This window comes from Pseudomonas brassicacearum subsp. brassicacearum, from assembly GCF_008801605.1.
Lineage (GTDB): Bacteria > Pseudomonadota > Gammaproteobacteria > Pseudomonadales > Pseudomonadaceae > Aquipseudomonas > Aquipseudomonas brassicacearum.
Window position 1 is genome coordinate 48327 of record NZ_VZPJ01000002.1, and the last position, 14083, is coordinate 62409.

The window sequence follows — 14083 nt, forward strand, 5'->3', positions numbered from 1 at the left end:
ATGACTGAACCTGTGGGAAGGAACCTGCTCGCGATAAACGACGACGCGCTGCCCGTTGTAAACCGCGTCGCCAGCCAACGCGAGCAGGCTCGCCCCCACAATAACCTGACCGAAAGGCCAGGTGTTTCAAAGGTTTCGTTTCGTCGGACGCACCACAACTGTGCAGACGGGCACCGCACTGATAGGTATAGTGCCGCCCCTCTTCGCATGAGTGGTCGTCTGCAGCGAGACCCTTAAACATGCGAAAACCGAACTAATAACAACCCGCGAAAATGGACCGGGACGAAACATCGCCTCACCTGTTGGGCCGCGCACCAACCGATGTAACGCGATATTTCCAAATGGCCAGCATTTGCTTAAACAAAAAACAGCGAGGAATACTCATGCTTGAAGTCATCAACGACTTCCTCTCAGGGAAAGTGCTGATCGTGCTCATTGTCGGGCTCGGGAGCTATTTCACGATCCGCTCGCGTTTCGTCCAGTTCCGTCATTTCTTTCATATGTTCGCGGTGTTCCGTGACAGCCTGAAGAGCAGTGCTGGCCAGCTCAGCTCGTTCCAGGCCTTGATGCTCAGCCTGGCCGGTCGTGTCGGCGCGGGCAACATCGCCGGTGTCGGCATCGCCGTGACCCTCGGTGGTCCTGGTGCGGTGTTCTGGATGTGGGTGACCGCGTTGGTCGGCATGTCCAGCAGCTTCTTCGAGTGCTCCCTCGGCCAGCTCTACAAGCGCTGCGACTCCGAAGGCCAGTTCCGTGGCGGCCCGTCCTACTACATCCAGCACGGCCTGCAGAAGCGCTGGTTGGGCATGATCATGGCGGTCCTGTTGCTGGTCACCTTCGGCTTCGCCTTCAACGGCCTGCAAGCCCACGCCGTCACCCACTCCCTGAACAACGCCTTCGGCTTCGACACCACCTACACCGGCCTGGGCCTGGCGGTGCTGCTGGGCCTGGTGTTCATCGGCGGGATCAAGCGCATCGCCAAGGTGGCTGACCTGCTGGTACCGGTCAAGACCCTGGCGTACATCGCCGTGACCATCTACGTGATCGTGCTGCAGTTCGAACATGTACCGGGCATGCTGGCGACCATCGTCAAGAGCGCCTTTGGTCTGGACCAGGCCTTCGGCGGCCTGATCGGCAGCGCCATCGTCATGGGCGTCAAGCGTGGCGTGTTCGCCAACGAAGCCGGCCTGGGCAGTGCGCCTAACGTCGCTGCTGTCGCGTCGGTCGAGCACCCGGTAGCCCAAGGCGTGGTACAGGCATTCAGCGTGTTCCTGGACACGTTCGTGATCTGCACCTGCACCGCGCTGCTGATCCTGCTGTCGGGCTTCTACACCCCGGGCTTCGAAGGCGACGGCATTGCCCTGACCCAGAACTCCCTGGCGGCCGTCGTGGGTGACTGGGGCCGGGTATTCATCTCCGTGGCCTTGTCCTTGTTTGTGTTCACCTCGATCCTCTACAACTACTACCTGGGCGAGAACAACCTGCGCTTCATGCTGGGTGAGAACCGCAAGGCCCTGATCGCCTACCGTGCACTGGTCCTGGTCCTGATTTTCTGGGGCGCCATCGAAAACCTCAGCACCGTGTTCGCCTTCGCCGACATCACCATGACCCTGCTGGCGTTCGTGAACCTGATCGCGCTGTTCCTGCTGTTCAAGGTCGGCATGCGCATCCTGCGTGACTACGATGACCAACGTTCGGCCGGCATCAGGACCCCTGTCTTCGATTCCAGCAAGTTCCCGGACCTGGATCTGGACCGCAAGGCTTGGCCTGCCAACCCATCGGCGTCGGTTGCCAATCCTGACACCGCTGTTGCTGGCGCGACCGCAGCGCAACGCTGATCGGTACAAGCTGTTTGGAAAAAACCGGGCGCATCCCCTGCGCCCGGCGTGACACAGCCTAAGGTCGGCGTCATGCTCGGCCTTATGTTGTGGCAGCTAACCCAAGCTGCCGTTTTCGTCCTCGGAGAACAACCCCATGAATGGCTCGACCTACCCTGCCGCCCAGCACGTCATGGTGCTCTACACCGGCGGCACCATCGGCATGCAGGCCAGCGCCCACGGCCTGGCTCCGGCATCCGGTTTCGAAGCGCGTATGCGTGATTACCTGCACAGCCAACCCGAACTCGTCGTCCCGCAATGGCGCTTCCGGGAAATGTCGCCGCTGATCGACAGCGCCAACATGACCCCGGCCTACTGGCAGCAACTGCGCGAAGCGGTGGTCGATGCCGTGGATGTGCAGGGCTGCGACAGCGTACTGATCCTGCACGGCACCGACACCCTGGCCTACAGCGCTGCAGCGATGAGCTTCCAGCTGCTGGGGCTGCATGCGCGGGTCTGCTTCACCGGCTCGATGCTGCCCGCCGGCGTGACCGACAGCGACGCCTGGGAAAACCTCAGCGGCGCGCTGGTCGCTCTTGGCCAGGGCCTGGCGCCGGGCGTGCACCTGTACTTCCACGGTGAGCTGCTGGCGCCAACCCGTTGCGCGAAAGTGCGCAGCTTTGGTCGTCACCCGTTCAAGCGCCTGGAACGCCAGGGCGGCGGCGTCAAAGCCTCCTCGCTGCCGGCGCAGTTGAATTACAACCAGCCCAAGCAACTGGCAAACATCGCAGTGTTGCCGCTGTTTCCCGGCATCAGCGCGCAGGTCCTCGATGGCCTGCTGGGCAGCGGTGTCCAGGGCCTGGTGCTGGAATGCTACGGCAGCGGCACCGGGCCGAGCGACAACCCGGCCTTCCTCGCCAGCCTGGAGCGGGCGCGGGACAGCGGCGTGGTCGTCGTGGCGGTGACCCAATGCCATGAAGGTGGCGTCGAGCTGGACGTGTATGAAGCTGGCAGCCGCTTGCGTGGCGTTGGCGTGCTGTCCGGCGGCGGCATGACCCGCGAAGCCGCGTTCGGCAAGTTGCAGGCCTTGATTGGCGCCGGGCTGCCAGTGGAAGAGGTTCGGCGGCTGGTAGAGCTGGACCTGTGTGGCGAGCTGAGCTGAGCTTAGACGCTGCAAAACCTGTGGGAGGGGACACTTGTGGGAGCAAAGCTTGCTCGCGATGCAGGCGACACAGATCAACTGTAAGGTCGCGTCATCGTTCTTCGCGAGCAAGCTTTGCTCCCACAGGTCTACTCCCACATTAGAGGTTGTGTTGAACCTTCGATTTTCATCCGGCATATAACTTGCTCCGTTTCCAGCCTTCCCCAGGCTGGAAACGGACATGCTTCATTCCCACCTCACCACCCTCAACGCCGTCTCCCTGGTACTGAGCGCCTTCAAGAACCAAGGGCTGTCCAGTGAGGCATTGCTGGCCGGCAGCGGCATCAGCGCGGCGGACCTGAGCCGGGCCGATACGCGCATCACCACCAACCAGGAGATGCAGGTCTGCGCCAACGCCGTGGCCCTCAAGCGCGACATCGGCCTGGAGCTGGGCCTGCGCATGCACGTTTCGTCCTACGGCATGCTCGGCTATGCGCTGCTCACCAGTGCCACCTTAGGTGACGCCTTGCGCCTGGCGCTGCGCTATCCGGCGCTATTGGGAACACTCTTCGAACTGAACCTGGACGATGACGGCCAGCACATCTGGTTCAGCGCCAGCGATTATCGGGAGAACCCGGCCCTGGCGGTGTTCAATGCCGAGTTCTGCATGGTTTCGCTGAAGGTCATCTGTAACGACCTCCTTGGTCATGCACTACCCTTGCGTGCGGCACGCTTCGAACATCCGGCGCCCGATTACCAGGCGCGCTACGCCGCGCTCTTCGATTGCCCGGTGCGCTTCGACAGCGTCGATAACGCGTTCGCCTTCGAGCGCCACTGGCTCGACCAACCCTTGCCCCTGGCCGACCCCATCACCCATCACGCCATGGCCGAACGTTGCCGCCGGCAGAATACCGAGTTCACCGGACGCCAGGCCTGGCTGGGGCGGATCCGCCAGTTGCTCGACGCCCAACTGAACGCCGCCCCCGGGCTGGAAGGCCTGGCCGAACAGATGAACTGCTCGGCGCGCACCCTGCGCCGCCACCTCAAGGACCTGGGCTGCAGCTACCAGGAACTGCTGGACGAACTGCGCTTCGAACGGGCCAAGCAGATGCTCTGCGAGGACCAATTGCCGATCTATCGAATCGCCGAACGACTGGGCTTCAGCGAAACCGCCAGCTTCCGCCACGCCTTCGTGCGCTGGAGCGGCGTGGCGCCAAGCCAGTTCAGGGCCTGATTCCCTGTGGGAGCAAGGCTTGCCCGCGATGGCGTCAGCCCAGACACATCCTGCTCCAACATTCCAAGTCGGATCCGCTTCTGCTGTCCTAGCCTTGAAATAAAGGACAGATCAAGGAGGATCACTTGTGACAACACTGCCTCATTCCCAACAGTTGCGTTTCGGACGTTATTCGCAGTCTGGACAAGTCTATTTACTGACCGTGAATACGCGCGGCCGCGAGCCGTTTTTTGGCCGCTTCGAGACAGGACGCTTGGTGGTTGACGCCTTCCGAAAGGCTCAGGAAGAACAATTTGCCCATTCGTTGGCCTGGGTGGTGATGCCAGACCATTTTCACTGGCTGATCGAATTGCAGGGTATAGAACTCTCCAAGCTGATTGCGCGAACAAAGTCTCGGACCACGGTTGTCTTCAATCGATTGACGCAGCGGGAAGGATCGCTTTGGCAGGAGGGATTTCATGACCGAGCCATTCGCAAGGAGGAAGATCTGCAAACAGTCGCTCGATATGTCGTGGCAAACCCGCTGCGAGCCGGTTTAGTTAAGAAAATTGGGGTCTACCCATTGTGGGACGCGATATGGGTCTGATTCGATTTAAGCTGCGTCCATGATGGCCTCATCGCGGGCAAGCCTTGCTCCCACAGGTATTCCAAATGCTGCTTTTTGGGGGAGCAAACCTGCTTCCACAGGTATTCCAAATGCTGCTTTTGGGGGGAGAAAACCTGCTCCCACAGGCATTCCAAATGCTGCTTTTGGGGGGAGAAAACCTGCTCCCACAGGCATTCCAAATGCTGCCTTTTGGGGGAGCAAACCTGCTTCCACAGGCATTCCAAATGCTGCCTTTGGGGGGAGCAAACCTGCTTCCACAGGCATTCCAAATGCTGCCTTTGGGGGGAGCAAACCTGCTTCCACAGGCATTCCAAATGCTGCTTTTGGGGGGAGCAAACCTGCTTCCACAGGCATTCCAAATGCTGCCTTTTGGGGGAGCAAACCTGCTTCCACAGGCATTCCAGATGCTGCCTTTTGGGGGAGCAAACCTGCTTCCACAGGCATTCCAGATGCTGCTTTTTGGCGGGGCAAGCCTTGCCCCCATAGCATTCAAGGCGCTGCCCTGTGGGAGCAAGGCTTGCCCGCGATGGCAATATGACTAACCCCGCAAAAACGCCTGATGCAACGCATCCACCGTCTCGAAGTGATACGCCGGGCCCTCGGCGCTGAGTTCTTCATGGCTGCCAAACCCATACCCCACCGCCGCTGCATCCAGGCCGTTGCTGCGGGCGCCGATCAGGTCGTGCTTGCGATCGCCGATCATCAGGGTGCTGGTCGGGTCGAGGCCTTCTTCGGCTAGCAGGTGGGCAATCAACTCGACCTTGTTGGTGCGGGTGCCGTCCAGTTCGCTGCCGTAGATCACCTTGAAGTGCCGGGCGAAGTCGAAGTGGCGGGCGATTTCCCGGGCGAAGACCCAGGGTTTGGACGTGGCGATGTACAACTGGCGCCCTTGGCCGCCCAAGGTTTCCAGCAGTGGCATCACGCCGTCGAAGACGCGATTTTCGTATAGGCCGGTGACCTTGAAGCGTTCGCGATAGAAATTCACCGCCTCCCAGGCCTTCGCTTCATCGAAGTCGTAAAACTGCATGAACGCCTGTAGCAGCGGCGGGCCGATGAAATGCTCGAGGCGGGTCAGGTCGGGTTCGTCGATGCCCAGCTTGCTCAAGGCGAACTGGATCGAACGGGTGATGCCCTCGCGGGGGTCGGTGAGGGTGCCGTCGAGGTCGAAGAGTACAGTCTGGTAATGCATTGCAGTTCCTGGAAGTCATGGGGCTGCTGCGCAGCCCAGCGGGAGCAAGCTCCCTCGCCACGATGAATAGAGGTGGCAGGCGAACCCGTCAGGGCTGGTCGTAGCCTTCGGCCAGGTGCAGGTCCTTGAGCTTCACGTAGTTCGCCGCGCTGTAGGTGAAGAAGGCGCGCTCCTTGTCCGTCAACGGCCGGGCCTGTTTCACCGGGCTGCCCACATATAAAAAGCCGCTTTCCAGGCGTTTGCCCGGCGGTACCAGGCTGCCGGCACCGATGATCACATCATCTTCGACCACCGCGCCGTCCATGACGATGCTGCCCATGCCGATCAGGACCCGGCTGCCCACGGAGCAGCCATGGAGCATGACCTTGTGGGCGATGGTCACGTCGTCGCCGATCAGCAACGGGAAGCCCTCGGGATTGAACGGACCGGCGTGGGTGATGTGCAGCACGCAACCATCCTGGACGCTGGTACGCGCACCGATACGGATGCGGTGCATGTCGCCGCGTATGACCGTCAGCGGCCAGACGGAGCTGTCTTCGCCGATTTCGACGTCGCCGATCACCACCGCGGTGCTGTCGACAAAAGCGCCACGGGCTAGCCGCGGGCTGTGGTTCTGGTACGTGCGAAGGGTCACGATAGGCTCTCTCTTATCCGGTGATAGGCGCTGCTAGCTGCGGTGAACGTCGATTGTAATTAAGATGGGCCCATGTTTCTTCCAGCCAAGGTGTCGACCGTGAGCGTGAACAACCCTCTTTTGCAGCCCTATGACCTGCCGCCATTCTCGGCGATCCGTGCCGAGCACGTGCAACCGGCCATCGAGCAGATCCTGGCTGACAACCGTGCCGCCATCGCCGAGCTCCTCAAGACCCAAGTCCAGCAGCCTACCTGGGCCGGCCTGGTATTGGCGATGGACGAGCTCAATGATCGCCTGGGCGCCGCCTGGAGCCCGGTCAGTCATTTGAACGCCGTGCGCAACAGCCCTGAACTGCGCGAAGCCTACGAGGCCTGCCTGCCGGCACTGAGTGCCTACTCCACCGAGCTGGGCCAGAACCGCGAGTTGTTCCAGGCCTTCGAAGCCCTGGCGAGCAGCCCTGAAGCCGCCGGTTTCGACGTGGCGCAGAAAACCATCCTGGAACACTCCCTGCGTGACTTCCGCCTGTCGGGTATCGACCTGCCACCGGAGCAGCAGAAGCGTTACGCCGAAGTGCAGAGCAAACTGTCCGAACTGGGCAGCCGCTTCTCCAATCAACTGCTGGACGCGACCCAGGCCTGGACCAAGCACGTCACCGACGAGGCCGCCCTCGCCGGCCTGACCGACTCGGCCAAGGCGCAAATGGCCGCGGCCGCCCAGGCCAAGGAGCTGGACGGCTGGCTGATCAACCTGGAATTCCCCAGCTATTACGCGGTGATGACCTACGCCGAAGACCGCGCCCTGCGTGAAGAAGTCTACGCCGCCTACTGTACCCGCGCCTCCGACCAGGGCCCGAATGCCGGCCAGAACGACAACGGCCCGGTGATGGAACAGATCCTCGACCTGCGTCAGGAACTGGCCCAATTGCTCGGTTTCGCCAACTTCGCCGAGTTGAGCCTGGCGACCAAGATGGCCGAATCCAGCGATCAGGTGCTCAGTTTCCTGCGGGACCTGGCCAAGCGCAGCAAACCGTTCGCTGCCCTGGACCTGGAACAGCTCAAAGCCTTCGCCGCCGAACAGGGCTGCCCCGACCTGCAAAGCTGGGACAGCGGTTTCTACGGTGAAAAACTGCGCCAGCAGCGTTACAGCGTGGCCCAGGAAGCCCTGCGTGCGTACTTCCCGATCGACAAGGTACTGGGCGGCCTGTTCGCCATCGTGCAACGCCTCTACGGCATCGAGATCGCCGAACTGAAAGGCTTCGACACCTGGCACCCGGACGTGCGCCTGTTCGAAATCAAGGAAAACGGCCAGCACGTCGGCCGCTTCTTCTTCGACCTCTACGCCCGCGCCAACAAGCGTGGCGGGGCCTGGATGGATGGCGCCCGCGACCGTCGTCGCACCTTCGAAGGCGTCCTGCAAAGCCCGGTCGCCAACCTGGTGTGCAACTTCACCCCGGCCGACAGCGGCAAGCCGGCGCTGCTGACCCACGATGAAGTCACCACCCTGTTCCACGAATTCGGCCATGGCCTGCACCACCTGCTGACCCGCGTCGAACATGCCGGCGTGTCCGGCATCAACGGCGTGGCCTGGGATGCCGTGGAGCTGCCGAGCCAGTTCATGGAAAACTGGTGCTGGGAGCCTGAAGGCCTGGCGCTGATTTCCGGCCACTACGAAACCGGCGAGCCACTGCCCCAGGACCTGCTGGAGAAAATGCTCGCGGCGAAAAACTTCCAGTCCGGCCTGATGATGGTCCGCCAGTTGGAGTTCTCGCTGTTCGACTTCGAGCTGCACGCCACCCACGGCGATGGCCGCAGCGTGCTGCAAGTGCTCGAAGGCGTGCGCGACGAAGTGTCGGTCATGCGTCCCCCAGCCTACAACCGCTTCCCCAACAGCTTCGCCCACATCTTCGCCGGCGGGTATGCGGCGGGCTACTACAGCTACAAATGGGCGGAAGTGTTGTCGGCCGACGCGTTCTCCAAGTTCGAAGAGGACGGCGTGCTCAACGCCGACACCGGGCGTGCTTTCCGTGAGGCGATCCTGGCCCGTGGCGGCTCGCAGGAGCCGATGGTGCTGTTCGTCGACTTCCGTGGCCGTGAGCCGTCGATTGACGCACTCTTGCGCCACAGCGGCCTGACCGAGGACGCGGCAGCATGAGCGAGGGACCTGTGATTACCAAGCGACGCTTTATCGCCGGGGCGGTCTGCCCGGCCTGCAGCGAGCCGGACAAATTGATGATGTGGAACGAAGACGGCGTACCGCACCGTGAATGTGTGGCCTGCGGTTATTCCGACACACTCAACGAGCAAGGCCTGTCGGTGCCCAAGGAATTGGGCACCCGGGTCAATACCTCGGCGCTCAAGGCGCCGGACGCCAAGGTTCAGGCGGTGCAGTTTTTCCCCAACCCCAAGTTGAAGAAAAAACCGACGGAATGATCCGATATCACCTTCCGGGCCCCACGGCCCGGAAGCGATACATATATACCGCCCGCACCCACACCTTCCTTTGCAGACTGTTCATCACGTCCAGACTGAGAGGAAGGCTGCCATGCCCGACGATGCCAATCCGCTGTTGCAGGCCCATGACCTGCCCCCTTTTTCGCTGATCCAAGCCGAACATTTTTCACCGGCCCTTGACCGGATTCTTGCCGAGAGCCGCGCTCAAGTCGCCGAAATCATCAAGACCCAGACACCCTTCCCCACCTGGGACGACCTCGTGCTGGCGATGGACGAGATCCACGCCCGTTTGAAGAGCTTCGGCTATGTGCTGGAGCGACTGAGCTGGAACAGGTTAGGTGACGCCTGGATCCAGGCTTGGTCGCACTGCAGCGAACGGCTACAGGATTTCCAGCGGTCACTCAAACACCATCCCGACCTGTTCCAGCTTTATCAACGCTTGGCAAACAGCCCGATAGCCCGACATTTCACGCCAGCGAGAAAAAGAACCCTGGCAAAGGTCCTCCGGCAGTTTCGCCAGAACGGCTTGGCGCACACCGCACAGGCCGACTTGAAAGACCTGCAACTGCGTATCCAAGGCGCCCGTGACTTGTTCCTGGAACACTTGCACGAGGCCAATAAAGCCTGGAGCCAAACGTTTGACGACGAGGCCCGGTTGAGCGGCCTGCCATCGTCCTTCAAACAACGCATGGCTGACCAGGCGCGTATGGCTGGACGCAAGGGCTGGTTGCTGATGCTCGACGAGGAGTCGTTTCGTCTGGTCACCCGTTACGCTGACGATCACGCTTTGCGCAAGCAAATCTACGTCGCCTTCAGCACGCGCGCATCGGATCAGGGGCCCCATGCCGGCGTGTTCGACAACGGCGAAGTCCTCGCGCAGTTACTCAGGGATCGCCATGAACACGCCACGTTACTGGGCTATTCGAATTACGCTCAAATGGCGCTCGAACCGGAGCAGGCCGAGTCGCCGGAACAGGTCCTGTCGTTCTTGCAGGAACGACTCGCCCAACAGCGCAGCGTATTTGCCCGGGACACCGAGCAACTGGAAAAATTTGCCGCAACGCAAGGCTTCAGCGGTCTCCAGCCTTGGGATCATCAATACCTGGCCGAAAAGCTTCGGCGGCAAACGACTGGGGTTTCGGGGCAGGCCACCAGTGCCTGGTTTGAACTGGAGTCGACTTTTGCACAGCTGTTGCTGATCGCCAGGGACCTGTTCGGCGTGAACATCGTTGAACGCCAGGACGTCGCAACCTGGCATCCGAACGTGCGTCTTTTTGAAGTCCGCGAGGGGGACGAGACCGTGGGCTACCTCTATTTCGACCCGTTTGCAGAGGCGAACCAGGACGGTTTTCCCAATACCACCACCCTGCGCAATCGCCGCATCACCGCCGAAGGCCGGCCTCGGCTCCCCATCGCGGTCTTGCATGGCTGGTTGCCGCATGGCTCAGGCGCAAACCCGGTGTTGCTGGATCATCGGCAGCTGCGCATCCTCTTTCATGAGTTCGGCCATTGCTTGCATCACGTCTTGACCCGGGCTGAATACCGCGAAATTTCGGGCATCTCGGAACTGTCCCGGGACACGGCCGAATTCGCCGGGGTGTTGTTCGAGCAATGGTGCTTCGCCAAACCCTGCCTGATGCGTATCTCGAAACATCACCAAACCGGGGCGCCCTTGCCGGACACCCTCGCCGATCAATTGCTGGTCTACCTCCATACCCAGACCAGTTGGGACAGCGCCTCGTTCTTGCGCGATGCGCTGTTCGACATGGAATTGCACCGCAGCCACGGCGATGGACGCACCGCCCAACACGTATTCGACCAAGTCAGCGCGCAGGTCGGGCATTTGCCGGTGTCTGCAACCGAACGCTGGCCCAATGGCCTGGACTACATGGTGACCGGCTATGGTGCCGGGCTCTATGCCTATGCCTGGTCGAGGGAATTGGCGAAAACCGTGTTCCAGAGATTCAAGCGCGACGGGCTGTTCAACCGGGAAACCGGGCAGGCGTTGCGCGAGACGATTTTCGGGCCGGGCGATTCGCGACCGCTGTCTGAGTCGATCACGGCGTTTCTGGGCACGTAGCGATCATCGCTCCGGAAGCACAACCTGAGGGTCGAGGTGACGCGTCGTCGTGGTTGAGTTGACCCAGCTTTCCAGGGAGCAAAGGGCAAAGACGCTGGTGCTGCAATCGCCATTCGCCAGCGCCACACGGAGTTTGTCGACATCGGCCTGCATCATGTAGCGCACCCCGTCCTTGAAGTGATGACTGTCACCGAAGCCCCCTTCGGTCATTTCGTTCAAGGCGTCCTCTTTGCTCCAACCCTGCACCACCACCCGGTACATGGCGGCGACCAGCCCGGTGCGGTCCGAGCCGTGCTTGCAGTGCATCAGCACCGGCCCCTTGGCTTCGGCCGCCTGGACGGCGCGCAAAGCCCTGAGGATGTCGCTGTCATCGACATGATTGGTGCGATAGGGCAACTGCACTTGCTCGATGCCGGGGGTGGACAGCCAACGCTTGTCCGACTCCGGCAGGAAGGTGATGACCGTGCCAATCCTGAGTTTGGTCAGCAAGGGCAGCGCTGCGCCATCCGGCAGGGAGCTGCGGTAGAGCGTCGGCGACATCTGGTAGAGGTTGTAGTCCTTTTCCACCGGCTGCGCCCATTCAGCGGGCCTCGCATCAGGGGAATCGGCCGCTTGGGCGGGGATCTCGGCCAGCCCGATGAGCAAGGCCAGGCAGAGCAGTGAACGGGAACAGAGCTTGAGCATGCACGGACGACCGAAAACGAAGGAATGCGAGATCGACAGTTTCGGCTCGCTGCGGTTAAAAGCCTGTGAGGAGAACGTCAAAGCGTTGTGAACGATGATCGGGTATTCGGGCTGCTGAATGGCGCTGGTCTTAATCGAATGCAACGAATACTGTATGCACATACAGCCTTTCGGAGTGCTCCCATGTCAGCTTCACTTCCGCCTCGCGGCCGCGGCACCGCGACCAACCCGCACAACCGCTTCGCCCCGAGTCGCTCGGTGGCCGAAGATGACGGCTGGTATCAGGAAGTCCCGCCGACCCAGGGCACTGAAGTGCGCATCGAAATGGCCAAGACCATCATTACCCGCAACACCTCGTCCGATATTCCCTTCGACCGCTCGATCAACCCGTACCGAGGCTGCGAACACGGCTGCATCTACTGCTATGCGCGGCCCAGCCATGCCTATTGGGACATGTCGCCGGGGCTGGATTTCGAAACGAAGCTGATCGCCAAGACCAATGCCGCCGATGTGCTGGAAGAGCAATTGTCCCGGCGCGGCTACCAATGTGCGCCAATCGCGCTGGGGTCCAACACCGATCCCTATCAGCCTATCGAGCGTGAACAACGGATCACCCGCCGGATTCTCGAGGTGCTGCTGCGCTATCGGCATCCAGTGACCATCGTCACCAAGGGTTCGCTGATCCTGCGCGACCTGGACCTGCTGACCGAGCTGGCGCAACAACGCCTGGTGCATGTGATGATCAGCCTCACCACCCTGGACGATGAGCTCAAGCGTATTCTCGAACCCCGCGCGGCGGCGCCCAAGGCGCGGTTGCGGGCGATCAAGGTCATGCGCGAGGCGGGCATTGCCGTGGGAGTGCTGTGTGCACCGATGATCCCGATGATCAACGACAGCGAGATCGAGAGCCTGCTGACCGAAGCCCACGCCGCCGGCGCGCAGAATGCCGCCTACGTCATGCTGCGCCTGCCGCTGGAAGTCGCGCCGCTGTTCGAGGAGTGGTTGCAAGCGCACTACCCGCAACGCGCCGCCCATGTGTTGAGCCTGGTCCGCCAGAGCCGCGGCGGCGAACTGTATGACAGCCGCTTCGGTGCGCGGATGCGCGGCGAAGGCCCGTTCGCCGACCTGCTGGCCCAACGTTTCGCCAAGGCCCTCAAGCGCTTGGGGCTTGAGCGCCGCGACGGATACAATCTTGATTGCGATGCCTTCTGTCCGCCGGGCCGACAGATGTCTTTGATTTGATTAAAGTTGACCTTGGAACGGCTACTGGACATGAGCTGCGCCAGTGTTTTGCCACCCCTGGAATCGTTGTCCTAGAGCCTTCGATTTCAGTTTGAGTTAAGTTTCGGCCGCTACCTTGTTCAGCGAGTGACTGACGGGTCGAACACCTCGACCTGGATGTTTTTTAACCAGCCACTGGCGTCAACGTCAAAGAGGATGAATCATGAGTGACAAGGATAAACAGCCGTTGGCTGCGTCGGCTTCAGCCCAACCCGAGGCGGAAACCGCCGATGCAGCGCTGCAGCATATTGTTGACGGCTTTTTGCATTTCCATCACGAGATCTTTCCGCAACAGGAAGAGCTCTTCAAGAAACTCGCCACCGCCCAGAAACCCCGGGCGATGTTCATCACCTGCGCCGATTCGCGCATCGTGCCCGAGTTGATCACCCATAGCTCCCCCGGCGACCTGTTCGTGACCCGTAACGTCGGCAACGTCGTTCCACCTTATGGGCAAATGAACGGCGGCGTCTCCACCGCCATCGAATACGCCGTGCTGGCCCTCGGCGTGCAGCACATCATCGTTTGCGGCCATTCCGATTGTGGCGCCATGCGCGCGGTGCTCAACCCCGATACCCTGGAAAAAATGCCCACGGTCAAGGCCTGGCTGCGCCACGCCGAAGTGGCCAAGACCATGGTCCACGACAACTGTCCGTGCGGCGACGAAAAACAGACCATGTCGATCCTCACCGAAGAGAACGTGATCGCGCAGTTGCAGCATTTGCGAACGCACCCCTCGGTCGCATCGCGCATGGCCAATGGTCAGTTGTTCATCCATGGCTGGGTGTACAACATCGAGACCAGCGAGATCAAAGCCTATGACGCGGACCAGGGACGTTTCCTGCCGCTCGATGGCAGCCATCCGATACCGGTGGCGACGCCCAAAGCGCGCTTCTAACCACTCCTAAACATCCTTGTGTGGTTCAGCCTTACCGCTATTTGCGCGGTAGGGCCTCGCCATGCCTGAAGAAA

Annotated in this window: 13 protein-coding genes; 10 read left to right on the forward strand and 3 right to left on the reverse strand. The window is 61.2% G+C overall.

Annotated features, from left to right (window positions below; translation table 11 throughout):
• The first annotated feature begins 383 nt into the window (after nt 1-383).
• The 5 genes from F7R20_RS05985 (at nt 384) to F7R20_RS06005 (ending at nt 5338) form a co-directional block, all read left to right on the forward strand.
• Nucleotides 384-1835, forward strand: coding sequence for an alanine/glycine:cation symporter family protein (locus F7R20_RS05985; protein WP_003196361.1), 1452 nt, complete (start codon nt 384-386; stop codon nt 1833-1835).
• Between the two features lie 136 nt (nt 1836-1971).
• Nucleotides 1972-2976, forward strand: coding sequence for an asparaginase (locus F7R20_RS05990; RefSeq protein WP_003196359.1), 1005 nt, complete (start codon nt 1972-1974; stop codon nt 2974-2976).
• A 220-nt stretch (nt 2977-3196) separates the two neighbouring features.
• Nucleotides 3197-4189, forward strand: a complete 993-nt coding sequence (locus F7R20_RS05995) for an AraC family transcriptional regulator (RefSeq protein ID WP_003196356.1) — start codon at nt 3197-3199, stop codon at nt 4187-4189.
• Between the two features lie 127 nt (nt 4190-4316).
• Nucleotides 4317-4775, forward strand: a complete 459-nt coding sequence (locus F7R20_RS06000) for an REP-associated tyrosine transposase (protein WP_033028041.1) — start codon at nt 4317-4319, stop codon at nt 4773-4775.
• Nucleotides 4776-4840: 65 nt separating this feature from the next.
• The gene (locus F7R20_RS06005; protein ID WP_033028040.1) at nt 4841-5338 is read left to right on the forward strand and encodes a hypothetical protein; all 498 of its coding nucleotides are present in this window, start codon (nt 4841-4843) and stop codon (nt 5336-5338) included.
• Here F7R20_RS06005 and F7R20_RS06010 read toward each other — a convergent pair.
• Both F7R20_RS06010 and F7R20_RS06015 read right to left on the reverse strand, forming a co-directional pair.
• A complete protein-coding gene (locus F7R20_RS06010; RefSeq protein ID WP_003196353.1) occupies nt 5335-5985 on the reverse strand; it encodes an HAD family hydrolase in 651 nt (216 codons plus the stop codon). The genes F7R20_RS06005 and F7R20_RS06010 overlap by 4 nt on opposite strands.
• A gap of 88 nt (nt 5986-6073) precedes the next feature.
• Nucleotides 6074-6619, reverse strand: coding sequence for a gamma carbonic anhydrase family protein (locus tag F7R20_RS06015; protein ID WP_003196351.1), 546 nt, complete (start codon nt 6617-6619; stop codon nt 6074-6076).
• Nucleotides 6620-6691: 72 nt separating this feature from the next.
• Between F7R20_RS06015 and prlC the strand changes: the two genes are divergently transcribed.
• From prlC to F7R20_RS06030, 3 genes are all read left to right on the forward strand, one after another.
• Nucleotides 6692-8770 (forward strand): oligopeptidase A, encoded by a 2079-nt coding sequence (gene prlC / locus F7R20_RS06020; RefSeq protein ID WP_013691985.1) that lies wholly within the window; start codon nt 6692-6694, stop codon nt 8768-8770.
• A complete protein-coding gene (locus F7R20_RS06025) occupies nt 8767-9048 on the forward strand; it encodes a YheV family putative zinc ribbon protein (protein ID WP_003196348.1) in 282 nt (93 codons plus the stop codon). Before prlC ends, F7R20_RS06025 begins: the two co-directional genes overlap by 4 nt.
• A gap of 112 nt (nt 9049-9160) precedes the next feature.
• A complete protein-coding gene (locus F7R20_RS06030) occupies nt 9161-11149 on the forward strand; it encodes a M3 family metallopeptidase (RefSeq protein WP_003196346.1) in 1989 nt (662 codons plus the stop codon).
• Between the two features lie 3 nt (nt 11150-11152).
• Here F7R20_RS06030 and F7R20_RS06035 read toward each other — a convergent pair whose 3' ends face one another.
• Nucleotides 11153-11833: a phosphatase domain-containing protein gene (locus tag F7R20_RS06035; RefSeq protein ID WP_003196344.1), complete on the reverse strand. Its 681-nt coding sequence runs from the start codon at nt 11831-11833 to the stop codon at nt 11153-11155.
• Between the two features lie 183 nt (nt 11834-12016).
• Here F7R20_RS06035 and F7R20_RS06040 point away from each other — a divergent pair, with 183 nt between their 5' ends.
• Nucleotides 12017-13075 carry a PA0069 family radical SAM protein gene (locus F7R20_RS06040; protein WP_003196342.1) on the forward strand — a complete coding sequence of 353 codons (1059 nt, stop codon included), beginning with the start codon at nt 12017-12019 and terminating at the stop codon, nt 13073-13075.
• Nucleotides 13076-13277: 202 nt separating this feature from the next.
• Nucleotides 13278-14009 carry a carbonic anhydrase gene (locus tag F7R20_RS06045; RefSeq protein ID WP_003196341.1) on the forward strand — a complete coding sequence of 244 codons (732 nt, stop codon included), beginning with the start codon at nt 13278-13280 and terminating at the stop codon, nt 14007-14009.
• Nucleotides 14010-14083: the final 74 nt, after the last annotated feature.

Coding starts and splice junctions, on each gene's coding strand:
- F7R20_RS05985 (WP_003196361.1), top strand. CDS start 384: ATGCTTGAAGTCATCAACGACTTCCTCTCAGGGAAAGTGCTGATCGTG.
- F7R20_RS05990 (WP_003196359.1), top strand. CDS start 1,972: ATGAATGGCTCGACCTACCCTGCCGCCCAGCACGTCATGGTGCTCTAC.
- F7R20_RS05995 (WP_003196356.1), top strand. CDS start 3,197: ATGCTTCATTCCCACCTCACCACCCTCAACGCCGTCTCCCTGGTACTG.
- F7R20_RS06005 (WP_033028040.1), top strand. CDS start 4,841: ATGCTGCTTTTTGGGGGAGCAAACCTGCTTCCACAGGTATTCCAAATG.
- F7R20_RS06010 (WP_003196353.1), bottom strand. CDS start 5,985: ATGCATTACCAGACTGTACTCTTCGACCTCGACGGCACCCTCACCGAC.
- prlC (WP_013691985.1), top strand. CDS start 6,692: ATGTTTCTTCCAGCCAAGGTGTCGACCGTGAGCGTGAACAACCCTCTT.
- F7R20_RS06025 (WP_003196348.1), top strand. CDS start 8,767: ATGAGCGAGGGACCTGTGATTACCAAGCGACGCTTTATCGCCGGGGCG.
- F7R20_RS06030 (WP_003196346.1), top strand. CDS start 9,161: ATGCCCGACGATGCCAATCCGCTGTTGCAGGCCCATGACCTGCCCCCT.
- F7R20_RS06035 (WP_003196344.1), bottom strand. CDS start 11,833: ATGCTCAAGCTCTGTTCCCGTTCACTGCTCTGCCTGGCCTTGCTCATC.
- F7R20_RS06040 (WP_003196342.1), top strand. CDS start 12,017: ATGTCAGCTTCACTTCCGCCTCGCGGCCGCGGCACCGCGACCAACCCG.
- F7R20_RS06045 (WP_003196341.1), top strand. CDS start 13,278: ATGAGTGACAAGGATAAACAGCCGTTGGCTGCGTCGGCTTCAGCCCAA.